A 21,311-nucleotide genomic window follows, 5' to 3' on the forward strand; every position below is an offset into this window, starting at 1 on the left:
AATTCCAATATCAGACAGACATACTATTTATCAATATGATTGGTGTAAGATTATATAGGTCTAATGGAGTATATGTAGGTAATATAGCCTTGGATCAATATCAGGAGGAAATAGATGTAATGTCAAATCATATTAAAATGAGCTCTACCGAACTTGGGTCACTTTGGACAACTTATCATAAAAAGACAATGATTCTACGGATATTAGAGTATTTTATTGAGAAATCAGATGATCAAAGAGCAAAGGAACTGATGTCAGGTTTGTGGGAAGGGCTCCATCCGAAGGTCATCGAAATTAAAACGTTTCTTGAAAATGAAGGAGCAGCAGTACCAATTGGATTTACAAACGGAGATGTAAATCTTAGTGCACCTACATTATTTGAAAATGGCTTTGATATTATGTTTTGCCGAATACTAAAAGAGATTAGTATGGGGATGTATGTACTACATATGACGATAGCCTATCGTGAGGACATCGTTCAATTTTATAAACAACTAACAGATTTAACACAAACCTATTACAATCTATTTACACAATATCTACTTGAACGAGATCTTCTCCCAAAGCCAACCTATACAATGATGCCTAAAACTGTTGACTATATAGCAGATACACAATACATGAAGGGAACAAATATTTTTGGTCAAAAAAGACAGATTAATGCAGTGGAATTTGGTTTGATCTATCATTCGTATGAGACGAATGATTTGGGAGCAAAATTAATGAGGGGATTCGCTCAATGTTCCAAGGATGATGAAGTAAAAAAATATTTTACTAAAGGAAAAGCAATTTCGAGTGAAATCATAAAGGAATTATCAGATATTATGAATCAAAATAATATTAATCCCCCTGTGACATCAGGTGGAACACTAACAAGTTCAACAGACGCTCCTTTTTCTGAAAAGCTGATGTTATTTTGTACGTATCTACTAAGTGGATTTAGTCTTGGGGGACAAGGATTTAGTGTCGGCTTTAATTTACGAAATGACTTAATAGTGAAAACCACTGTATTTGGTAAAGATATATATGAATTTAGTCTAGAAGGTGCAAGACTGATGATGGAGAAGGGTTGGCTTGAAGAACCACCTAAGATGGAAGTGTAACTTGTCGTGTTTATGTAAGGGGCGAAGGGTATGAGGATTCGATTTGGATATGTTGCCAATGCAATGAGGCTGTGGAATGCTAGTCCTTCAAGCACGGTCACCTTTACTAGATATTCTAGTTTACCTAAAGATAGCAGGTTGGAGAAGCTACACTTGACGACTGCACAAAATCTGTACAATACAAAACGAATTCTTCATTATAATATTGGCAATGAAATTGAACTTTATCGATTCTCAAGCTCTCTCGTTCCATTAGCAACGCATCCAGAAGTCATGTGGGATTTTATTACTCCGTTTAAAAGTGAATGGGAGGACCTGGGACATTTGGTGAATCAATTCAATTTACGTCCCAGTTTTCATCCCAATCAATTTACCCTTTTTACAAGTCCAAGGCAGGAAGTGACACAAAATGCCCTAAAGGACATGGAATACCATTTTTCTATGCTTCAAGCGATGAATGCATTAGAAAGAGGGTTGATTAATATTCATATAGGTGGAGCATATGGCGATAAAAAGGCTACGTTAAAAAGGTTCCATCAAAACTTGAAATTAGTACCTCAGAAAATTAAAGAAGTGATGACATTAGAAAATGATGACAAAACATATAATGTTGAAGAAACACTTCTGGCTTGTGAAAAAGAGGGGATACCAATGATTCTCGATTACCATCATTATATGGCGAATAAAGATGGGATTGAGTTGATTCATTATTTACCACGCATTTTTAATACCTGGGAATCGCGGCAAATGGTTCCAAAGGTCCACCTTTCATCTCCAAAGTCTGAGAAAGAATATCGTTCACATGCTAATTTTGTTTCCGCAGATTTTGTCCTTCCTTTCTTTAAGTTGGCAAAGGAAATAGATCGCGACTTTGATGTCATGATTGAGGCAAAGCAAAAAGATTTATCTATGTTTAGACTTATTGAGGATCTAACTTCTATTAGAGGGGTAAAAAGGATTACAAGCTCTGTAGTAGAGTGGTGAGCTGCTGAAGGCTTCCTTAAAGCAGCTCATCATTTATTTTGGCTTTTTTCTGAATGTACAATTTAGTTTAACGAATAATATCAGGTTGAGGATCGTCAACCCTCTTCGAAAAACAATAAGGTTTTATAAAATCAAAATCTATATAAACCTAGCCTAAGTAAAATATTCTATCTTTGCTTCAGGAAAGTAGCGATGAATGTATCCACCCAATGTATCTTTTATATCTTCTTGCTCTTCGCTTGTGTATACATATTTCCCAATCCCATATCTTCCCCATTTCCATTTTCGCTTTGATTCATCCAATTCAAGCTTGGTCATCGGATAGTTTTCTTGGATGACTCGTTTGGCGGGCTTTGTAAAGCGATGCTGAATCATCTCGAAGGTCAAATCTTTTTTTGCAATAGCGGGAAGGGTTGCCTCTAGCTTTTCGAACATTTCATGATAACCGGATTTCCAACCATCATGTAAGTAAATAGGGGCGACGATAAACCCTAATGGGTAGCCAGCCTCAGCAACCTTAGCAGCTGCTTCAATTCTTTCATGAAGTCTGGATGTTCCTGGTTCAAAATATTTAATGATGTAGTCGTCGTTTACACTAAATCGAAAGCGGGTTTTTCCGTTATGTTTGGCATCAAGCAGGTGATCCACATGTGCAAATTTAGTAACAAAACGAAGTTTCCCATATTCTGATTGCCCAAAAAATTCAATCGCTCTTTTTAATGAGTGGGTAAGATGATCTAACCCTACAATATCTGATGTACAGGATGCTTCAAATCTAGTGATCTCTGGAGCTCTTTCCTTCATATATTCTTCTGCTGCATCGAAGATTTCATCTACATTTACATAGGTTCGAATATAGGGCTTGCTTCCCATGGTTGTTTGCAAATAACAATAATGACAATGCCCCATACACCCAGTTGCAAGCGGAATGGCATATTCTGCTGAAGGCTTTGAAGTATCGAACTTCAATGTTTTTCTTAGCCCAATAACAAGTGTGGACTTGGCCATGCGATATTTTTGAAAGTGATTTTCGCCAGGCAAATTCCTTATTTGATTATGTGATGTGGTTTGCCGGATTTCGATTCCCATCGATTCAAATCTAGACACGAGTTCTCTTCCAAGCGAATATTCTAAAGCTTGTGGCTCAACATAAACGAGCTGAGGAACAAAGGGCTTAACCATAATAGCCACCCAATTCATCCTCGGAAAAACCAAAGGCTTCTTGATAGGCTTGTTCCGCTTCACTCTCTGATGGAAATACAGCAAACTCATCGGTTAATGGATAGTATGTTTCGTGTAAAAACAGTGCCAGCTGATTGGGGCTTTCCGGATTTTGTACCACTGCAGCTTGTTGTACATTCGCAACATCTTGAGCATGAGGGTTACGGATAATGACATAAACAACTTCTCCAGGCTTATATGCTTGATTATTGTCCATTTTTTCACCTAACTTCTTTTAGAGTCACTGTCAGTATGCCTATAGAAGAGGAAATTATGTAATTATTTTTGCAGAATTTTGAATGGGAAAAAAGTGAATCAGCTCAATAAATAAAAGGATAATTTTTAGTTAGCTGCAGATGATATCAAGTAATGGAGGTGTTTTTTATGAGAAATAATCATAAACAAAAGCAAACCAAAATGAATAGCTCTGAGGGAGCAGGTTCTTTATATAATAAGCAGCATGCAGGACACTTACCTGATTATGGTGGGAATATTGTAGACCCGAATGCAAAAGGGATTAAATCTAAAGACTAGGAATGTCAATATGGTGTTATAAGGAGGTGTCTAAAAAATTAAGGGTTAGCCCGTTAGCTCCTTAATAGACACCTCACTTTTCGTTTGATCCTTATGTAAATGGAGGAATTATGAAATGAAAAATCAGCAGACTGTAAAAACTCTCAATAATTTTTTAAAAGGTCAATTTATGGGGATTCATGCTTATGAACAATATATCCAGAAAATAACCGATCAAGAAACAAAACAAAAGTTCCAAAGAATTCAACAAGAACTTAAAGATGATGCAGCAAAAGTGGCCAAAAGAATTCAAAACCTTGGTGGAACTCCGGTTCATGACGAGGGATTAGTGGGCTCTATACAGGGTTCTATACATAACTTAATGATTCCAGACCAATTAGATGGAATTGTAGAAGATGCTATTAAAGGAGAAAATATGGGAATTCATAAAACTGAAGAATTGATTGATGATGAATTAGATGAAGAGAGCTTGCAATTAATTAAAGAACTTTTAAACAAAGATAGGCAACATATTCAGATGTTACAACATCTAAATCTATAAGATTTGTTATAGGAGTTCTTGTTAGAAGGAGAGGCAAGAAGAAAATATGTCATTTTTCATTGGTATAGCTAGTGTGATTGTTCCAATCATTATGTATATACTGCAACATTACTGGAGAATGCTTCGTCTACTATTTAATAGTATAGCGTTATTATCTTTCCTTATATTTGGAAATATTGCTGCTTATTCAATCCTAAATGTAATCAAAGACAACACCGTTTTTATGACTACTATCCATTCCGTATTTCTAAATGTTTATTTCTTACTTACGGGTGCATATATTGGGGTTTATATTCTATACCAAGTATTGTTCCTCATCTTTAAGGAGCGAAGTAACAGTAAGAGATTTTCTCCTAAATAAAAGAGCTAGTATATGAGGTGATAGAATGATGATTGTCCGTTTAGGTTATGTAGCAATGAGTATGGAATTAAAAAATGCTTCCCCATCAAAGACGATGACGTATGCACAATTTCAACGTATCCCTGATCGTGAAGCCGCCCTCCGAAAACTAGAACGTATCGCAAGCAAAAATTTAGAAAATACACTTAGGCTATTAAAGCATAATGTGGCATCTGACATTCATTTTTATCGATTAACTTCCCGATTGATTCCTTTGGCTAATCATGAGGAGCTTCTGGATTGGGATTACATCAAGCCCTTGAAAGGTTTATTGAAGGAAGTAGGGGAATACGCCAAATCCCATCAGATGAGGATAGATTTTCATCCTGATCATTTTGTCATACTTAATTCTCCGAAAAAAGAAATTCTAAAGAACTCCATTCAAACATTAAAACTCCATTATCTACTATTAAAAGGAATGGGAATCAATCCAACCCATCGTTGTGTGATGCATGTAGGGGGGGATTATAAGGAGAAAGAGAAATCCCTTGAAAGATTTATTGAGAATTGGATGACGGTTCCTTTACCTATACAAAAAATGATCATGCTTGAAAATGATGATACATCTTTTACTGTAGAGGATACTTTATATTTATGTGAAAAGTTGGGCATTCCCCTTGTCTTTGATTATCACCATCATCTAGTCCTTCATCAACATGAACAATGGGAGGAGAGTTGGGAAAGGATTATACAAACATGGAAGGATTCACCGCTACCCATTAAAATGCATATTTCGAGCCCTAAAAGTGAAAAATCCTTTAGGCATCATGCTGATTACGTTGATATTGATATGTTCTTTCGTTTTTTAAATCAGATTAAAGGGAGCGTTACACATATTGATTGTATGATTGAGGCGAAAAAGAAGGATGCTGCTCTATTTAAATTAATGAATGAAGTGGAAAAAAGAGGAGGGGTAAAGATTATCGATGGATCTTCATTTCAATTATTATAGTCACCGGTAATAAAGCTTTTGTTTAAAGTAGTTGGCAGAAGGGATGAAATTCAGTGGATTGTTTTTTTTAATAAAATGCATGTTCTATATTTCATTCCTTTTTATTGGTTTTGTTTCTTGAGTCAAGGAGTGCTTGGAAATGATGTGAATGATGTACTCACTCAAACAAACGCAAACATAATTTGCTAGCACTTTTAATCTATTTGTGATTTTTTACTACTATTCTTGTTATTTTCCTATTTTCTTTAATAATTAATAGAGGATATTGTGCAAAGATTACCGTCAGCATCAACTATTTCAATTCATGCGCAAAGAGTATGGAGAGCATGACGGCGCGTTTCAATTAGTGTATTAATAACTACTTTTCTTTGCCTCTTACTGTTTTGTTATTGTATTTCTTAGGTAAATCAGTATTAGTTGAGAAGAAGAAAAATTATTGTTGACATGACAAGAAATACTATAGTAATATATCAAAGTAACAAATTTGAAACAAAAACAATATATTAGATAAACTTTTTAAAACTATTGACAAAAGATTAATTATCTAGTAAAGTATTATCTTGTCGGATATACGACAAAAAAACACTTCGAAAAAATTATTTTAAAAAAGTAATTGACACTTCGGAGTTGTGGTGTTAAAATAAATAACGTCGCAAAAATAGTTCTTTGAAAACTAAACAAAACAGAAACGTCAATGAATTACTTTTATTTATAAGAGCTATATCAAACATCTTTTTGGAGAGTTTGATCCTGGCTCAGGACGAACGCTGGCGGCGTGCCTAATACATGCAAGTCGAGCGAATCTGATGGGAGCTTGCTCCCTGATGATTAGCGGCGGACGGGTGAGTAACACGTGGGTAACCTGCCTGTAAGACTGGGATAACTCCGGGAAACCGGGGCTAATACCGGATAACTTTTTTCTTCGCATGAGGGAGAATTGAAAGATGGCCTCGGCTATCACTTACAGATGGACCCGCGGCGCATTAGCTAGTTGGTGAGGTAACGGCTCACCAAGGCGACGATGCGTAGCCGACTTGAGAGGGTGATCGGCCACACTGGGACTGAGACACGGCCCAGACTCCTACGGGAGGCAGCAGTAGGGAATCTTCCGCAATGGACGAAAGTCTGACGGAGCAACGCCGCGTGAGTGATGAAGGTTTTCGGATCGTAAAACTCTGTTGTTAGGGAAGAACAAGTATCGTTCGAATAGGGCGGTACCTTGACGGTACCTAACCAGAAAGCCACGGCTAACTACGTGCCAGCAGCCGCGGTAATACGTAGGTGGCAAGCGTTGTCCGGAATTATTGGGCGTAAAGCGCGCGCAGGCGGTTTCTTAAGTCTGATGTGAAATCTTGCGGCTCAACCGCAAGCGGCCATTGGAAACTGGGAGACTTGAGTGCAGAAGAGGAGAGTGGAATTCCACGTGTAGCGGTGAAATGCGTAGAGATGTGGAGGAACACCAGTGGCGAAGGCGACTCTCTGGTCTGTAACTGACGCTGAGGCGCGAAAGCGTGGGGAGCGAACAGGATTAGATACCCTGGTAGTCCACGCCGTAAACGATGAGTGCTAAGTGTTAGAGGGTTTCCGCCCTTTAGTGCTGCAGCTAACGCATTAAGCACTCCGCCTGGGGAGTACGGCCGCAAGGCTGAAACTCAAAGGAATTGACGGGGGCCCGCACAAGCGGTGGAGCATGTGGTTTAATTCGAAGCAACGCGAAGAACCTTACCAGGTCTTGACATCCTCTTGACCTCCCTAGAGATAGGGATTTCCCTTCGGGGACAAGAGTGACAGGTGGTGCATGGTTGTCGTCAGCTCGTGTCGTGAGATGTTGGGTTAAGTCCCGCAACGAGCGCAACCCTTGACCTTAGTTGCCAGCATTCAGTTGGGCACTCTAAGGTGACTGCCGGTGACAAACCGGAGGAAGGTGGGGATGACGTCAAATCATCATGCCCCTTATGACCTGGGCTACACACGTGCTACAATGGATGGTACAAAGGGCTGCAAGACCGCGAGGTTTAGCCAATCCCATAAAACCATTCTCAGTTCGGATTGTAGGCTGCAACTCGCCTACATGAAGCCGGAATCGCTAGTAATCGCGGATCAGCATGCCGCGGTGAATACGTTCCCGGGCCTTGTACACACCGCCCGTCACACCACGAGAGTTTGTAACACCCGAAGTCGGTGAGGTAACCTTTTGGAGCCAGCCGCCGAAGGTGGGACAGATGATTGGGGTGAAGTCGTAACAAGGTAGCCGTATCGGAAGGTGCGGCTGGATCACCTCCTTTCTAAGGAATATGGAAAACCACTTACGTGGTTAAGACGTTTTCTGTTTGTTTAGTTTTGAGAGAATTATCTCTCATATTTGTTCTTTGAAAACTAGATATATAAGAAGTAACCAAGTAATAACCGAGAATCGCCACTTTATGGATGAATCCATTAAGTAGTTTTAAATAACCTTTTAGGTTAAGTTAGTAAGGGCGCACGGTGAATGCCTTGGCACTAGGAGCCGATGAAGGACGGGACTAACACCGATATGCTTCGGGGAGCTGTAAGCGAGCTTTGATCCGGAGATTTCCGAATGGGGGAACCCACTGCCCGTAATGGGGTAGTATCCTTACTTGAATACATAGAGTAAGGAAGGCAGACCCGGGGAACTGAAACATCTAAGTACCCGGAGGAAGAGAAAGCAATTGCGATTTCCTGAGTAGCGGCGAGCGAAACGGAAGAAGCCCAAACCAAGAGGCTTGCCTCTTGGGGTTGTAGGACACTCTATACGGAGTTACAAAGGAACGGAGTAAATGAAGAGGTCTGGAAAGGCCCGTCAAAGAAGGTAACAACCCTGTAGTTGAAACTTCGTTCCCTCCAGAGTGGATCCTGAGTACGGCGGGACACGTGAAATCCCGTCGGAAGCAGGGAGGACCATCTCCCAAGGCTAAATACTCCCTAGTGACCGATAGTGAACCAGTACCGTGAGGGAAAGGTGAAAAGCACCCCGGGAGGGGAGTGAAAGAGAACCTGAAACCGTGTGCCTACAAGTAGTTAGAGCTCTATGCTTTATGCAGAGTGATAGCGTGCCTTTTGTAGAATGAACCGGCGAGTTACGATTTCATGCAAGGTTAAGCTGAAGAGGCGGAGCCGCAGCGAAAGCGAGTCTGAATAGGGCGATAGAGTATGAGGTCGTAGACCCGAAACCAGGTGATCTACCCATGTCCAGGGTGAAGGTAAGGTAACACTTACTGGAGGCCCGAACCCACGCACGTTGAAAAGTGCGGGGATGAGGTGTGGGTAGCGGAGAAATTCCAATCGAACTTGGAGATAGCTGGTTCTCTCCGAAATAGCTTTAGGGCTAGCCTTAAGGTAAGAGTCTTGGAGGTAGAGCACTGTTTGGACTAGGGGCCCTCATCGGGTTACCGAATTCAGACAAACTCCGAATGCCAATGACTTATCCTTAGGAGTCAGACTGCGAGTGATAAGATCCGTAGTCAAGAGGGAAACAGCCCAGACCACCAGCTAAGGTCCCAAAGTATACGTTAAGTGGAAAAGGATGTGGAGTTGCTTAGACAACCAGGATGTTGGCTTAGAAGCAGCCACCATTTAAAGAGTGCGTAATAGCTCACTGGTCGAGTGACTCTGCGCCGAAAATGTACCGGGGCTAAACGTATCACCGAAGCTGTGGATGGACATCAATGCATCTTTTCCTTCGGAAAAATGCTGGATGTCCGTGGTAGGAGAGCGTTCTAAGGGCTGCGAAGCTAGACCGTAAGGACTGGTGGAGCGCTTAGAAGTGAGAATGCCGGTATGAGTAGCGAAAGAAGGGTGAGAATCCCTTCCACCGAATGCCTAAGGTTTCCTGAGGAAGGCTCGTCCGCTCAGGGTTAGTCGGGACCTAAGCCGAGGCCGAAAGGCGTAGGCGATGGACAACAGGTTGATATTCCTGTACCACCTCTTCACCGTTTGAACGATGGGGGGACGCAGGAGGATAGGGTAAGCGCACTGCTGGAATAGTGCGTCCAAGCAGTTAGAGGGGTGACGAGGCAAATCCCGTCACCATATACCTTGAGCTGTGATGGCGAGGGAAATTTAGTACCGAAGTTCCTGATTCCACACTGCCTAGAAAATCCTCTAGTGAGGTGAAAGGTGCCCGTACCGCAAACCGACACAGGTAGGCGAGGAGAGAATCCTAAGGTGAGCGAGAGAACTCTCGTTAAGGAACTCGGCAAAATGACCCCGTAACTTCGGGAGAAGGGGTGCTCTGTTAGGGTGCAAGCCCGAGAGAGCCGCAGTGAATAGGCCCAGGCGACTGTTTAGCAAAAACACAGGTCTCTGCGAAGCCGTAAGGCGAAGTATAGGGGCTGACGCCTGCCCGGTGCTGGAAGGTTAAGAGGAGAGGTTAGTCGCAAGACGAAGCTTTGAATTGAAGCCCCAGTAAACGGCGGCCGTAACTATAACGGTCCTAAGGTAGCGAAATTCCTTGTCAGGTAAGTTCTGACCCGCACGAAAGGCGCAACGATCTGGGCACTGTCTCAACGAGAGACTCGGTGAAATTATAGTACCTGTGAAGATGCAGGTTACCCGCGACAGGACGGAAAGACCCCGTGGAGCTTTACTGCAGCTTGATATTGAATTTTGGTACAGCTTGTACAGGATAGGTAGGAGCCTTTGAAGCCGGAGCGCCAGCTTCGGTGGAGGCATCGGTGGGATACTACCCTGGCTGTATTGAAATTCTAACCCGCACCCCTGAATCGGGGTGGGAGACAGTGTCAGGCAGGCAGTTTGACTGGGGCGGTCGCCTCCTAAAAGGTAACGGAGGCGCCCAAAGGTTCCCTCAGAATGGTTGGAAATCATTCGCAGAGTGTAAAGGCACAAGGGAGCTTGACTGCGAGACCTACAAGTCGAGCAGGGACGAAAGTCGGGCTTAGTGATCCGGTGGTTCCGCATGGAAGGGCCATCGCTCAACGGATAAAAGCTACCCCGGGGATAACAGGCTTATCTCCCCCAAGAGTCCACATCGACGGGGAGGTTTGGCACCTCGATGTCGGCTCATCGCATCCTGGGGCTGTAGTCGGTCCCAAGGGTTGGGCTGTTCGCCCATTAAAGCGGTACGCGAGCTGGGTTCAGAACGTCGTGAGACAGTTCGGTCCCTATCCGTCGTGGGCGTAGGAAATTTGAGAGGAGCTGTCCTTAGTACGAGAGGACCGGGATGGACGCACCGCTGGTGTACCAGTTGTCTTGCCAAAGGCATCGCTGGGTAGCTATGTGCGGAAGGGATAAGTGCTGAAAGCATCTAAGCATGAAGCCCCCCTCAAGATGAGATTTCCCTTAGTTTATCTAAATAAGATCCCTGAAAGATGATCAGGTTGATAGGTTCGAGGTGGAAGTGTGGTGACACATGGAGCTGACGAATACTAATAGATCGAAGACTTAACCAAATAGATTTAAGGTTATTACACTTCTTTATATATCTAGTTTTGAGGGTACAAATCCTTTAAAATATAGTCTGGTAATTATGGCAAGAAGGACACACCCGTTCCCATCCCGAACACGGAAGTTAAGCTTCTTAGCGCCGATGGTAGTTGGGGGCTCTCCCCCTGCAAGAGTAGGACGTTGCCAGGCTATAGGCCCCTTTTTGGGGCTATTATTTTGCTTTATTTTAATGTGGCCCGTTGGTCAAGCGGTTAAGACACCGCCCTTTCACGGCGGTAACACGGGTTCGAATCCCGTACGGGTCATCATATGGAGGATTAGCTCAGCTGGGAGAGCACCTGCCTTACAAGCAGGGGGTCGGCGGTTCGATCCCGTCATCCTCCACCATATATATGCCGGCCTAGCTCAATTGGTAGAGCACGACCGAAATAACAACTTTGAAATACAACAGCGTACAGCTTGAGTTGCTGCTTGAATAAGCAAACTGAAAGCTGGACGACCATTGCAACTAATCTCTGTTTGGGGATAATAATTTATTAATGCCGGCCTAGCTCAATTGGTAGAGCAACTGACTTGTAATCAGTAGGTTGGGGGTTCAAGTCCTCTGGCCGGCACCACTTTTAAAAAAAGTACGAGCCATTAGCTCAGTTGGTAGAGCATCTGACTTTTAATCAGAGGGTCGAAGGTTCGAGTCCTTCATGGCTCACCATTGTTTTTTGTAACGAAAAACATTTTTCATAACGCGGGTGTGGCGGAATTGGCAGACGCACCAGACTTAGGATCTGGCGCCGCAAGGCGTGGGGGTTCGACTCCCTTCACCCGCATTATAAAATAAAGTCGCGGAAGTAGTTCAGTGGTAGAACACCACCTTGCCAAGGTGGGGGTCGCGGGTTCGAATCCCGTCTTCCGCTCCAAACAACCCTTGCCGGGGTGGCGGAACTGGCAGACGCACAGGACTTAAAATCCTGCGGTAGGTGACTACCGTACCGGTTCGATTCCGGTCCTCGGCACTAGAAATTTTTACGAAGTAAAAGATTTAAGGATTTTTGCACAGCAAAAGATTCTTCCATAATAGTTATAGTAAAATACAAGTATGCGCCCGTAGCTCAATTGGATAGAGCGTTTGACTACGGATCAAAAGGTTAGGGGTTCGACTCCTCTCGGGCGCGCCATGAACGGGAAGTAGCTCAGCTTGGTAGAGCACATGGTTTGGGACCATGGGGTCGCAGGTTCGAATCCTGTCTTCCCGACCAGGAAAATTCATGGGGCCTTAGCTCAGCTGGGAGAGCGCCTGCTTTGCACGCAGGAGGTCAGCGGTTCGATCCCGCTAGGCTCCATATTAATTTTAAAATGGCGGTGTAGCTCAGCTGGCTAGAGCGTACGGTTCATACCCGTAAGGTCGGGGGTTCGATCCCCTCCGCCGCTATTAATATTTTTGGAGTAAAGGACCCTTAGCTCAGCTGGTTAGAGCAGACGGCTCATAACCGTCCGGTCGTAGGTTCGAGTCCTACAGGGTCCATTTATTTGGAGGAATACCCAAGTCCGGCTGAAGGGATCGGTCTTGAAAACCGACAGGCGGGTTACACCGCGCGGGGGTTCGAATCCCTCTTCCTCCGCCATAACTATTCCTTTAAAAAATTTTTAATAATATCGTCGCGGGGTGGAGCAACGAGCGTTACTTCATCGAACAACTACGAGTTGTACCGATTGAGCTGCTACTAGAATAAGCATACTGAAATCGGGACAGTTGATGATAAGATTGGATTAAAAAATTAATTATACTATCATCGCGGGGTGGAGCAGTCTGGTAGCTCGTCGGGCTCATAACCCGAAGGTCGCAGGTTCAAATCCTGCCTCCGCAATCATTTCAAGTATTCTTGAAAGAATTTTGGTCCGGTAGTTCAGTTGGTTAGAATGCCTGCCTGTCACGCAGGAGGTCGCGGGTTCGAGTCCCGTCCGGACCGCCATTTTATAATATGGCTCGGTAGCTCAGTCGGTAGAGCACGTCCGAATAGGCTACAAAGCAATACATCAGCGTACCAATTGAGCCACAGCTTGAATAAGCTTTCTGAAATTGGGACGATGGCGAATACAATTTTATATAGAAAATAAATATTATATTTGGCTCGGTAGCTCAGTCGGTAGAGCAATGGACTGAAAATCCATGTGTCGGCGGTTCGATTCCGTCCCGAGCCACCATTTAATGCAAATTTAATCATGTTGATATTATTCCTCTTTTGGGGGATAATAATTTATTAATGCCGGCCTAGCTCAATTGGTAGAGCAACTGACTTGTAATCAGTAGGTTGGGGGTTCAAGTCCTCTGGCCGGCACCATTTTTCATTTGTGGAGGGGTAGCGAAGTGGCTAAACGCGGCGGACTGTAAATCCGCTCCCTCAGGGTTCGGCGGTTCGAATCCGTCCCCCTCCACCATTTATGGCGGATGTGGCGAAGTGGTTAACGCATCGGATTGTGGTTCCGACATTCGTGGGTTCGATTCCCATCATCCGCCCCATTATTAATACTTATTGGGCTATAGCCAAGTGGTAAGGCAACGGACTTTGACTCCGTCACTCGTTGGTTCGAATCCAGCTAGCCCAGCCATATTTTACTTCAAGATAAGAGATCTGCGGGTGTAGTTTAGTGGTAAAACTACAGCCTTCCAAGCTGTTGTCGTGAGTTCGATTCTCATCACCCGCTCCATACATAATCACTTATAACGGGCCTATAGCTCAGCTGGTTAGAGCGCACGCCTGATAAGCGTGAGGTCGATGGTTCGAGTCCATTTAGGCCCACCATCTATAAATTTTCCTGTTCCGCAGTAGCTCAGTGGTAGAGCAATCGGCTGTTAACCGATCGGTCGTAGGTTCGAATCCTACCTGCGGAGCCATTTTTTGTATGGAGAAATACTCAAGTGGCTGAAGAGGCGCCCCTGCTAAGGGTGTAGGTCGGGTAACCGGCGCGAGGGTTCAAATCCCTCTTTCTCCGCCAGAATGAATGCGCCTTTAGCTCAGCAGGATAGAGCAACAGCCTTCTAAGCTGTGGGTCAGAGGTTCGAATCCTCTAAGGCGCGTAAAATCATAATGAAAAACCTCTACATAAAAAGTAGAGGTTTTTATTTTTCCAAAATCCTTCATAGTCTCATAGTAAAGCAAATAAAGTATTAAAAAATTTATAAAATATGTTTCATTCCTAGAGTTAAAACACATAATGAATGCAAACCCCAAAAAATGTGTCTCACGCGCCGGTCTTGAGACACATAATGAAGTCAAACCCTCAAAAATGTGTATCATCCGACGGTATTAAGACACATCTTAAATCACCGAGATTAACATAATTGTGGATAAATATAATTTTTTATATTGTAGTGAATATCCCTCCCAGCAAATTCATAAGACTTAGTATTTAAAAGGGGGGATAATGTGAATAGTAAACAAAATTATCCACATGTTTCAGCAAGAGATTCACAAATTTATCGAAAGCAAAAACATCTTATGAAGGTTTCTGGTGAAGGATTGGTGAACGCTCAACCGGATATGGCGGAGATCACATTAGGTGTAGTGACAGAAAATAAAGATGTCAGTACAGCACAGTTAGAAAATACAAGAGTAATGTCAAGAATCATTCAGGCATTTTTACAAATGGGAATAGCCAATGACGAGATAAAAACTGTTGATTACCGTATCGATGTCCAATATGAAAGTGAAAATGGAAAAATAATCAGGCAGGGTTATAAAGTTACACATCTCATTAAGGGAATAATTAAAGAGATTAATTTAACAGGGAATGTTATAGATGTAGCCGTGCAGAATGGGGCTAATATGATAGCATATATTCAATTTACATTAGCCCAACCCGAGGCATATTACCATCAAGCTTTGTCCCTAGCGTTAAAGGATGCCCAGCAAAAGGCAGCAACAATTACGAAGCAATTAGCCATATCCTTTTATCACATTCCAGTAAAAATCACTGAAATATCTTCGGCCCCCTCAACATCACCTTTCCATGTAGCGTTATTTGCAAAAAGTGAAGGAACTCCCATTCAAACAGGGCAAACTCAGATAAAAGCCATGATTGAAGCAGAATTTGCTTATTTTTCATAAGAAAGATGAAGTACTAGAAATTTTATTTCAGATAAAAAAGGATTTTCTCATGCAAAAGTTGAATTGATAATATTCTAGAGATTGGGGGTTTTTACATGAGAAAGGGAATCATTCGACCTTTAGCGATTTGTATTTTTCAAAAAGGCGATTCAATTCTAGTATCGGAAGGGATTGATCCGAAAACAGGAAATTATTTTTATCGTCCAGTTGGAGGAGGTATTGAGTATGGAGAAAGGAGTTCGGATGCAGTCATACGAGAAGTTAAGGAAGAAATTGGTGCAGACATCTGTCATTTAAAACTCTTAGGTACGTTAGAAAATATATTTACGTATGATGGTGATCTAGGTCATGAAATTGTTCAAGTATATGCAGCTGACTTTATTGATTCCTCCTATTATAATCTTTCAATATTTAAAGGAAAAGAAGATAATGGGATTGAATTTGATGTTATGTGGAAGCCTTTATCAGATTTTCAAAAGGAGTCTCGATTAGTTCCGGAAGGTCTCTTTGAATTACTAAAATCAAAAGTTTCTAAATTATCCTCCTAAACTGTTGCAAACATACGTTCTGTTTTGGTATAATTCAATTGAATATTCCAATTGGAGGAGCTATATATGATTACAGTGGATAAGGTTGAATTACAGTTTTATCAATCTGAATGGTATGACTTGATAACTGATTATCATTTACCTGAAGAACAAGTACGTTTTACTGCGTTACCAATTGAAATGCTTGAAATTTCTCATGAACGTCATCCAATCATGATTGTAAGTAATCATGTTCCTGTTGGATTTTTTGTGTTGCATACTAGTGATAGAGTGAAGGAATATACAGATAATCCGAATGCAATGCTATTAACTGCTTTTTCAGTCAATCATTCACAGCAGGGAAAAGGTTATGCTAAAAAAGGACTAGAACAATTACCGATTTTTATTAATCGAGAATTTCCCAATTGTGATGAAATTGTTTTATCGGTTAATAAACTAAATGTACATGCTCAAAAAGTGTATGAAAGAGTCGGGTATATTGATACAGGGCGTAGAAGACCTGGAAAGATGGGAGAGCAATTAATCCTAAGTCTGTCATTATAATAAAGGAAAAAAAAGGGCTGTTTCGTCTTTTCCTTATTAAACAGCCTCATCAATATTAAATATATTCTCTAATGATTAAGTCAGAATTTACCGGTTTAAGACCAAGTTCCCGGGACCAAATAGAAAGTTGCCCAATATGATGAATTTCATGTGAAATAAGGTGTCTGATAACTTTCCCATATGGAAAGGATAGCACCGAGCCATCTTTTCTTGTGATATAAAGGAGTTTATCCTCTTGTTCTTTATTCCAATTCATAAGAAAGTTTTTGGTAATCATTCTGGTAGATTGAGAGAATTCACTAACCTCCTCAAGCGTCGAGAAAGAATTAAATTCCTTTTTCAATACTGATGTTCCCTGCATTTGATGAATCCATAACTGCTCACAATCAATCACATGAAATAAAGTTTTTAAGAAACTACCCATACCACCATTACGCATGAAAGTTAATTCCTCATGAGAAATATTTTCACACCATTGAAACCAATCATCTCGAACTTGCCAATTATAATAAAACAAATCTATCATAAATGATCATTCCCAACCTAGTGAACTGTCTCTATTTTACTCAATAGATTGAAAAATTAATATATTCAATAACCATTTTTAAAAGAAACGGGTGATTTTTTTGTGCATTGAATCCGAAGTTGCAAATCAAATTTATAGAATGATGCAGCTACATGAAAATTTTTCTATGGGTTCATACGAAGAAATGAACACTATGTATGCTGATGATTTTCAGGGCATGCTGTATATTCCTCATATGGGAGAAGTAGAGCATTATAATGCAGAGCAGATAAGAGCAGGAAACAAGGAAGCTGCAGAATTCTATAAAGGAAAAAACATAAAATTTATTTATTCAGGTTTAGCAATCGTACCTCAAACAGAAACACAAGCGGCTGTTTCCTATGAGGTGATATTTAAACAAGAAGACAAGATGATGAAGGGGTTATCCTTGGAAGTTTGGCGGAAAGAATTAGATGGCAAGTGGAGAATGATACGTTGGTATGAAGAAAAGGGAAAGCTTCTGTAACTTAAAGCCCTACGCAAAAAAACTTTGTTGCTGTTTCTAATAGAGTAAAAAATCTTATTAGAATTTATAGGAATCCGTTATAGAAAGAGTACGAAAAAACTTATTTAATATTTTTTTTCATGGAGGTATTGAATGAGAAATATTCTATTTATCGCGTATCCCATGTATGCAGATTTTGAGATCGCTCATACATTGTTTTTCTTAAGAAAGGTTGGAAAAGCCAAAGTAACTACTGCAACTGTCGATGGAAAACATGTAGAAAGTGTTGGGGGATTAATTACGACACCACAAATAACATTAGCGGAAGCGAAAGTAGAGGATTATGATCTAGTACTTATCTCAGGCGGAGATGGAATTGAGACAATCATAAATGAGTCATTATTATCTGGGTTTTTACAGAATGCTCATTTAAAAGGAACTCCTATTGCAACCATATGTGCTGCTGCTACTTTACTAGGAAAGGCTGGTTTACTAAAAGGAAAAAAGTTTACCTGTACAGACAATACGTTTACTCATTTTAGTGAGGTATTCGAAGGAGCTACTTATACGGGGAACAATATTGAGGTGTTAGATAATATCATCACGGCTAAAGGCACGGCATTTGCGGAATTTACTATAGCTGTCGGCGATCAAATGAAAATGTGGAAAAATGATGCGCAAAGTAGTGATGCATTACGTTTTTGTAAAGGAGAGGTTTGACAATAACCTTACAAATAATCGAATCAAAGGTTTCATCCATTTTGCGTGTGTCGAATTGGAAGTTGTGGAGGGGATCATCATTACTATTAAGATCAGGCCTATTGATCACTTACTCAATCACGAAATATCCGATTTAATTCTAGAAAGTAAACAAGATGGTTTTCGATTTTTAAACAAACTTTTAGAAGAATATAGAAGTGGGGCGAATATTTTTAACCAACCAGGTGAAGGGATTTTTGGGGCATTTCATAAAAATGGAGAGTTAATTGGAATTGGTGGATTAACTATTGACCCTTACTCAAATGATAAAAATATTGGGCGTATAAGAAGATTTTATGTAAGCAAATCGTTTCGAAGGCAAGGGGTAGGTAATCTTCTTTTGCAAGAAATTCTAAGCTATGCGAGGGGATTTTTTAAAGTCGTTGTTCTTCGTACGGATACTTATCCAGCGGATGAATTTTATGTTTCATTTGGATTTAAAAAGACAAATACTTTTCCTCAATCGACCCACTATTTTCTATTGGATAGTAAAACGAAAAGATTGGTTGAAATATAGAAAACATTTAAATTCATAAAAGGAGAGATGAGAAGATGAAAGAATCATTAATTAGAGTAGGGACGATGTATATACCCGTATCAAATGTAGAGCAATCCACTGAATGGTATATGAATAATTTAGGGGCGGAGTTAAGTTATAAGGATCAGGACAAAGCGATATTGAACTTTGCCAATCAAAGCTTTTTTCTTGTTAATTCATTAGAAAATCAAACTGCTAATTTCATTGATTACTACGGTCATGAACGTTTTTCTGTTACTTTTGAGGTAAATGGTCTACAAGCATTGGAAACCTTACATGAATCTTTCATCCAAAAAGGAATGAAGGTGGGGGAGATTGAGGATAGAGGACATACTGGAAGGAACTTTGTGTTTTATGACCTAGATAACAATCAATTCGATGTATGGAGCGAGCTAAGTCCAGTTTACAAACAGTTTTTTCAGTTAGAAAATTCAGAAGCAACTGGTGCAACTTACACAGATGTTTGCTCGTTTTGTAATAGAAGTCGAGCGGATATCGGGGAGCTAGCAGTAGGACCTGGTGTCTCGATCTGTAAGGATTGTTTGGAATTTGCCAAGGAAGTGTTAAAATCGCATCAAAATAATTGATAAAAACTTTTTGTTTTGCTTTCTTCATTTTTTTTCGCAATTAGGATATTCTGATAAAGCATTATATATGAAGGAGGAAGAGAAATGAAAGTAGCTGATCATGTAGAAATGATTGAACTCAATATTGAAGGTTTTAAGATCAATCCAACACTTTTATGGGATGATGAAATGGCGATATTGGTGGATACAGGAATGCCAGGTCAGCTTTCAGCTATAAAGGCTGCAATGCACCAAGTGGGAGTACCTTTTGAAAAGCTGAAAGCAGTCATTTTGACACACCAGGATATTGATCATATTGGCAGTCTTCCAGAACTCCTTCAGGAATCACAAGGGAAAATTGAAGTATATGCACATGAGTTAGACAAACCCTATATCGAAGGAACTAAGCATATGATGAAGGCAGACCCTACAAAAATAAGTAAAGAGGTATGGGATACGCTTCCACCTTCGATGCAAGCTTTATATATGAATCCTCCGAAAGCGAAGGTCGACCATACTCTTGTAGATGGGCAGGAACTGTCCTTTTTTGGTGGAATTCAAGTCATTTTTACTCCTGGCCATACTCCGGGACATATTAGTTTATATCTTAATGAAAGCAAGACGCTTGTCGTGGGAGATGCAATGGTCTTAAATAATGGTGCTATCCAAGGGCCCGTTCCACGAAATACACCAGATATGGAAACGGCTATTCATTCTCTCAGTAAATTTCTAGACTATGATATTCAATCAGTTATTTGTTATCATGGCGGATATACGAATGAAAATATCAAAGAACAGATCCAAGAGATTGTTCAGAATAACTAATTTAAAAGGGACTGTCGGGCATTACCACAGTGACAGTCCTTACTGTTTTTTATACAAAGTCTACGAAACGGACTCAGTTTAGCAAGTTTTTCCTTCTCATTACCCATTTTTATTTTTTCTATTTAAGGTGAGTCTCTTAAGAAGCTACGAAGTGCAGTAGACAAGCTCTAATATATGAAAAAGGGACCACTTTCCGATTATATGAGAAAATATAAAAGTAAAATTAGTACAAAAAAAGGTTGAGACCTAAGTGAAAAGAATCCCAACCTTTTTAGATTTAAATGTGTAATTTTTTGTAAATATAATCCGCGTGTTTCTTTAACTTTTTTTCTTTACTGCCATCCAAATTTCACTATATACATTTTCCGATATACTATTGTACTCTGTAAAAGAAATTCCAGGTAGTTCTACTAATTCATAATCTGAAGAAGGCAGCCATTCAGAATAAATTTTTGCAGTAGTTTCTTGAAGTGTAGTAGGAAATGGACCTTGATTAGGGAAGATTGCCCATAAACTTTCTTCAATAGTAATTTGCTCTAAATTATCAAATGGATTTTCTTTTGTAGTTGCAAAACCAATCATATGAGTTAAAGATCCTTTTTCCTCCAGGTAGCCATCATCAAAATCATAAGACACATTCAATACTCGATGAGGATATAAATCGGCTAATTGGTGCATTTCATTTTTTTGTTGCTCGGAAATAGACTGGGCGAGTTCTAAGATAGCTTTATTCTCACCTTCGAATTGAATAGGCACTTTTTTTGAAACACCTACTATATTAAATTTCTCTTTCTTTTCGATTTTGAATTCCATAGATTTTCCTCCTTTTATATCGATATAGAATGAAAATTTGGGAAATGATTTTTGAATTTTGTTTTTAGCTACTTCTGAAGGTAAAAAACCACTCCATTCACGAAAGGCTCTTGAAAATCCTTCGATTGATTGATAGCCATATTTATAGGCAATATCTGTCACTTTTGCTCCGTTAATTAATTCAACATTTGCAACTGATAGCCTTCTGTTTTTGATATATTCACTCAATGACATTCCAGCCATATACGAAAACATTCTCTTAAAATGATAATCAGATAGTCCTACAATTTTTGATATCTCTTTACCAGAAATATCCTCTGTTAAATGCGTTTCTATATAATCCATTAAGTGATTGAATTCCTGTAACATTCATTTCCCTCCTTTACAAATACATAGTATCTTTAAAATCTAAGATTCGCTCGATATTTCTTATACGGAATTCATCGG

Annotated in this window: 18 protein-coding genes, 25 tRNA genes, 3 rRNA genes and 1 pseudogene; 43 read left to right on the plus strand and 4 right to left on the minus strand. The window is 40.5% G+C overall.

Annotated elements, in window-relative coordinates:
• Window positions 1–119: 119 nt before the first annotated feature.
• Together MHI39_RS03130 and uvsE (MHI39_RS03135) are read left to right on the plus strand one after the other, a co-directional pair.
• Window positions 120–1,103 (plus strand): DUF3231 family protein, encoded by a 984-nt coding sequence (locus MHI39_RS03130; protein WP_058004136.1) that lies wholly within the window; start codon window positions 120–122, stop codon window positions 1,101–1,103.
• Window positions 1,104–1,133: 30 nt separating this feature from the next.
• Entirely contained in the window at window positions 1,134–2,087 is a 954-nt protein-coding gene (uvsE, locus tag MHI39_RS03135; RefSeq protein ID WP_342540669.1) for a UV DNA damage repair endonuclease UvsE, read from the plus strand.
• 153 nt (window positions 2,088–2,240) lie between these two features.
• Here uvsE (MHI39_RS03135) and splB read toward each other — a convergent pair whose 3' ends face one another.
• Together splB and MHI39_RS03145 are read right to left on the minus strand one after the other, a co-directional pair.
• Window positions 2,241–3,269 (minus strand): spore photoproduct lyase, encoded by a 1,029-nt coding sequence (splB, locus tag MHI39_RS03140; protein WP_058004139.1) that lies wholly within the window; start codon window positions 3,267–3,269, stop codon window positions 2,241–2,243.
• A complete protein-coding gene (locus MHI39_RS03145; RefSeq protein ID WP_058004140.1) occupies window positions 3,262–3,525 on the minus strand; it encodes a transcriptional regulator SplA domain-containing protein in 264 nt (87 codons plus the stop codon). Before MHI39_RS03145 ends, splB begins: the two co-directional genes overlap by 8 nt.
• 167 nt (window positions 3,526–3,692) lie before the next feature.
• Between MHI39_RS03145 and MHI39_RS03150 the strand changes: the two genes are divergently transcribed.
• The 35 genes from MHI39_RS03150 to MHI39_RS03320 all read left to right on the plus strand — a co-directional run bounded on the left by MHI39_RS03150 (window position 3,693) and on the right by MHI39_RS03320 (window position 16,353).
• Window positions 3,693–3,842 carry a hypothetical protein gene (locus MHI39_RS03150; protein ID WP_212946271.1) on the plus strand — a complete coding sequence of 50 codons (150 nt, stop codon included), beginning with the start codon at window positions 3,693–3,695 and terminating at the stop codon, window positions 3,840–3,842.
• A gap of 115 nt (window positions 3,843–3,957) precedes the next feature.
• The gene (locus MHI39_RS03155; protein WP_058004141.1) at window positions 3,958–4,383 is read left to right on the plus strand and encodes a ferritin-like domain-containing protein; all 426 of its coding nucleotides are present in this window, start codon (window positions 3,958–3,960) and stop codon (window positions 4,381–4,383) included.
• 46 nt (window positions 4,384–4,429) lie between these two features.
• Window positions 4,430–4,744 (plus strand): hypothetical protein, encoded by a 315-nt coding sequence (locus MHI39_RS03160; protein ID WP_058004142.1) that lies wholly within the window; start codon window positions 4,430–4,432, stop codon window positions 4,742–4,744.
• A gap of 28 nt (window positions 4,745–4,772) precedes the next feature.
• Window positions 4,773–5,735, plus strand: a complete 963-nt coding sequence (gene uvsE, locus MHI39_RS03165) for a UV DNA damage repair endonuclease UvsE (RefSeq protein ID WP_342541416.1) — start codon at window positions 4,773–4,775, stop codon at window positions 5,733–5,735.
• Between the two features lie 732 nt (window positions 5,736–6,467).
• A 16S ribosomal RNA gene (locus MHI39_RS03170) occupies window positions 6,468–8,020 on the plus strand.
• 176 nt (window positions 8,021–8,196) lie between these two features.
• Window positions 8,197–11,164, plus strand: a 23S ribosomal RNA gene (locus tag MHI39_RS03175).
• 67 nt (window positions 11,165–11,231) lie between these two features.
• Window positions 11,232–11,348: ribosomal RNA gene (gene rrf / locus MHI39_RS03180) — 5S ribosomal RNA — on the plus strand.
• Together the 16S, 23S and 5S rRNA genes with 25 tRNA genes alongside form the textbook arrangement of a ribosomal RNA operon.
• A gap of 44 nt (window positions 11,349–11,392) precedes the next feature.
• Window positions 11,393–11,464: transfer RNA gene (locus tag MHI39_RS03185), tRNA-Glu, on the plus strand.
• Between the two features lie 6 nt (window positions 11,465–11,470).
• A tRNA-Val gene (locus MHI39_RS03190) sits at window positions 11,471–11,546 on the plus strand.
• Between the two features lie 154 nt (window positions 11,547–11,700).
• Window positions 11,701–11,776 (plus strand) — tRNA-Thr (locus MHI39_RS03195).
• A 16-nt stretch (window positions 11,777–11,792) separates the two neighbouring features.
• Window positions 11,793–11,868, plus strand: a tRNA-Lys gene (locus MHI39_RS03200).
• A gap of 33 nt (window positions 11,869–11,901) precedes the next feature.
• A tRNA-Leu gene (locus MHI39_RS03205) sits at window positions 11,902–11,983 on the plus strand.
• A 15-nt stretch (window positions 11,984–11,998) separates the two neighbouring features.
• A tRNA-Gly gene (locus MHI39_RS03210) sits at window positions 11,999–12,073 on the plus strand.
• A gap of 10 nt (window positions 12,074–12,083) precedes the next feature.
• Window positions 12,084–12,169: transfer RNA gene (locus tag MHI39_RS03215), tRNA-Leu, on the plus strand.
• 85 nt (window positions 12,170–12,254) lie between these two features.
• Window positions 12,255–12,331, plus strand: a tRNA-Arg gene (locus MHI39_RS03220).
• A gap of 4 nt (window positions 12,332–12,335) precedes the next feature.
• Window positions 12,336–12,412: transfer RNA gene (locus tag MHI39_RS03225), tRNA-Pro, on the plus strand.
• Window positions 12,413–12,423: 11 nt separating this feature from the next.
• Window positions 12,424–12,496, plus strand: a tRNA-Ala gene (locus MHI39_RS03230).
• A 15-nt stretch (window positions 12,497–12,511) separates the two neighbouring features.
• Window positions 12,512–12,585: transfer RNA gene (locus MHI39_RS03235), tRNA-Met, on the plus strand.
• A 19-nt stretch (window positions 12,586–12,604) separates the two neighbouring features.
• Window positions 12,605–12,678, plus strand: a tRNA-Ile gene (locus MHI39_RS03240).
• Window positions 12,679–12,685: 7 nt separating this feature from the next.
• Window positions 12,686–12,778 (plus strand) — tRNA-Ser (locus tag MHI39_RS03245).
• A gap of 169 nt (window positions 12,779–12,947) precedes the next feature.
• Window positions 12,948–13,021 (plus strand) — tRNA-Met (locus tag MHI39_RS03250).
• Between the two features lie 28 nt (window positions 13,022–13,049).
• Window positions 13,050–13,126 (plus strand) — tRNA-Asp (locus tag MHI39_RS03255).
• A 156-nt stretch (window positions 13,127–13,282) separates the two neighbouring features.
• Window positions 13,283–13,358: transfer RNA gene (locus MHI39_RS03260), tRNA-Phe, on the plus strand.
• 61 nt (window positions 13,359–13,419) lie between these two features.
• A tRNA-Thr gene (locus MHI39_RS03265) sits at window positions 13,420–13,495 on the plus strand.
• A 12-nt stretch (window positions 13,496–13,507) separates the two neighbouring features.
• Window positions 13,508–13,592: transfer RNA gene (locus MHI39_RS03270), tRNA-Tyr, on the plus strand.
• 6 nt (window positions 13,593–13,598) lie between these two features.
• A tRNA-His gene (locus MHI39_RS03275) sits at window positions 13,599–13,674 on the plus strand.
• Between the two features lie 14 nt (window positions 13,675–13,688).
• Window positions 13,689–13,763: transfer RNA gene (locus MHI39_RS03280), tRNA-Gln, on the plus strand.
• A gap of 25 nt (window positions 13,764–13,788) precedes the next feature.
• Window positions 13,789–13,862, plus strand: a tRNA-Gly gene (locus tag MHI39_RS03285).
• 18 nt (window positions 13,863–13,880) lie between these two features.
• Window positions 13,881–13,957 (plus strand) — tRNA-Ile (locus MHI39_RS03290).
• 17 nt (window positions 13,958–13,974) lie between these two features.
• Window positions 13,975–14,049, plus strand: a tRNA-Asn gene (locus MHI39_RS03295).
• 10 nt (window positions 14,050–14,059) lie between these two features.
• Window positions 14,060–14,150 (plus strand) — tRNA-Ser (locus MHI39_RS03300).
• 8 nt (window positions 14,151–14,158) lie between these two features.
• Window positions 14,159–14,232: transfer RNA gene (locus tag MHI39_RS03305), tRNA-Arg, on the plus strand.
• A 349-nt stretch (window positions 14,233–14,581) separates the two neighbouring features.
• Window positions 14,582–15,262, plus strand: a complete 681-nt coding sequence (locus MHI39_RS03310; RefSeq protein WP_342540670.1) for an SIMPL domain-containing protein — start codon at window positions 14,582–14,584, stop codon at window positions 15,260–15,262.
• A gap of 95 nt (window positions 15,263–15,357) precedes the next feature.
• Window positions 15,358–15,810, plus strand: coding sequence for an NUDIX hydrolase (locus MHI39_RS03315; protein ID WP_071975047.1), 453 nt, complete (start codon window positions 15,358–15,360; stop codon window positions 15,808–15,810).
• A gap of 66 nt (window positions 15,811–15,876) precedes the next feature.
• Window positions 15,877–16,353, plus strand: coding sequence for a GNAT family N-acetyltransferase (locus tag MHI39_RS03320; RefSeq protein WP_071975046.1), 477 nt, complete (start codon window positions 15,877–15,879; stop codon window positions 16,351–16,353).
• A gap of 55 nt (window positions 16,354–16,408) precedes the next feature.
• Here the strand turns inward: MHI39_RS03320 and MHI39_RS03325 are convergent, their stop codons facing one another.
• Entirely contained in the window at window positions 16,409–16,879 is a 471-nt protein-coding gene (locus MHI39_RS03325) for a DinB family protein (protein WP_071975045.1), read from the minus strand.
• Window positions 16,880–16,979: 100 nt separating this feature from the next.
• Here MHI39_RS03325 and MHI39_RS03330 point away from each other — a divergent pair, with 100 nt between their 5' ends.
• The 6 genes and pseudogenes from MHI39_RS03330 to MHI39_RS03355 all read left to right on the plus strand — a co-directional run bounded on the left by MHI39_RS03330 (window position 16,980) and on the right by MHI39_RS03355 (window position 20,051).
• Window positions 16,980–17,384: a DUF4440 domain-containing protein gene (locus MHI39_RS03330; protein ID WP_071975044.1), complete on the plus strand. Its 405-nt coding sequence runs from the start codon at window positions 16,980–16,982 to the stop codon at window positions 17,382–17,384.
• Between the two features lie 132 nt (window positions 17,385–17,516).
• Window positions 17,517–18,083 carry a DJ-1/PfpI family protein gene (locus tag MHI39_RS03335; protein WP_071975043.1) on the plus strand — a complete coding sequence of 189 codons (567 nt, stop codon included), beginning with the start codon at window positions 17,517–17,519 and terminating at the stop codon, window positions 18,081–18,083.
• Window positions 18,037–18,639, plus strand: coding sequence for a GNAT family N-acetyltransferase (locus tag MHI39_RS03340; RefSeq protein WP_251346374.1), 603 nt, complete (start codon window positions 18,037–18,039; stop codon window positions 18,637–18,639). Before MHI39_RS03335 ends, MHI39_RS03340 begins: the two co-directional genes overlap by 47 nt.
• A 35-nt stretch (window positions 18,640–18,674) precedes the next feature.
• Window positions 18,675–19,085, plus strand: a pseudogene (locus MHI39_RS03345) (VOC family protein); the annotation flags it as partial.
• Window positions 19,086–19,154: 69 nt separating this feature from the next.
• Entirely contained in the window at window positions 19,155–19,247 is a 93-nt protein-coding gene (locus tag MHI39_RS03350) for a hypothetical protein (RefSeq protein ID WP_235813372.1), read from the plus strand.
• A gap of 84 nt (window positions 19,248–19,331) precedes the next feature.
• A complete protein-coding gene (locus MHI39_RS03355) occupies window positions 19,332–20,051 on the plus strand; it encodes an MBL fold metallo-hydrolase (protein ID WP_058005234.1) in 720 nt (239 codons plus the stop codon).
• Between the two features lie 318 nt (window positions 20,052–20,369).
• Here the strand turns inward: MHI39_RS03355 and MHI39_RS03360 are convergent, their stop codons facing one another.
• Window positions 20,370–21,233, minus strand: coding sequence for an AraC family transcriptional regulator (locus MHI39_RS03360; protein WP_342540671.1), 864 nt, complete (start codon window positions 21,231–21,233; stop codon window positions 20,370–20,372).
• Window positions 21,234–21,311: the final 78 nt, after the last annotated feature.

This window comes from Heyndrickxia sp. FSL K6-6286 (genome assembly GCF_038630395.1).
Lineage (GTDB): Bacteria > Bacillota > Bacilli > Bacillales > Bacillaceae_C > Heyndrickxia > Heyndrickxia oleronia.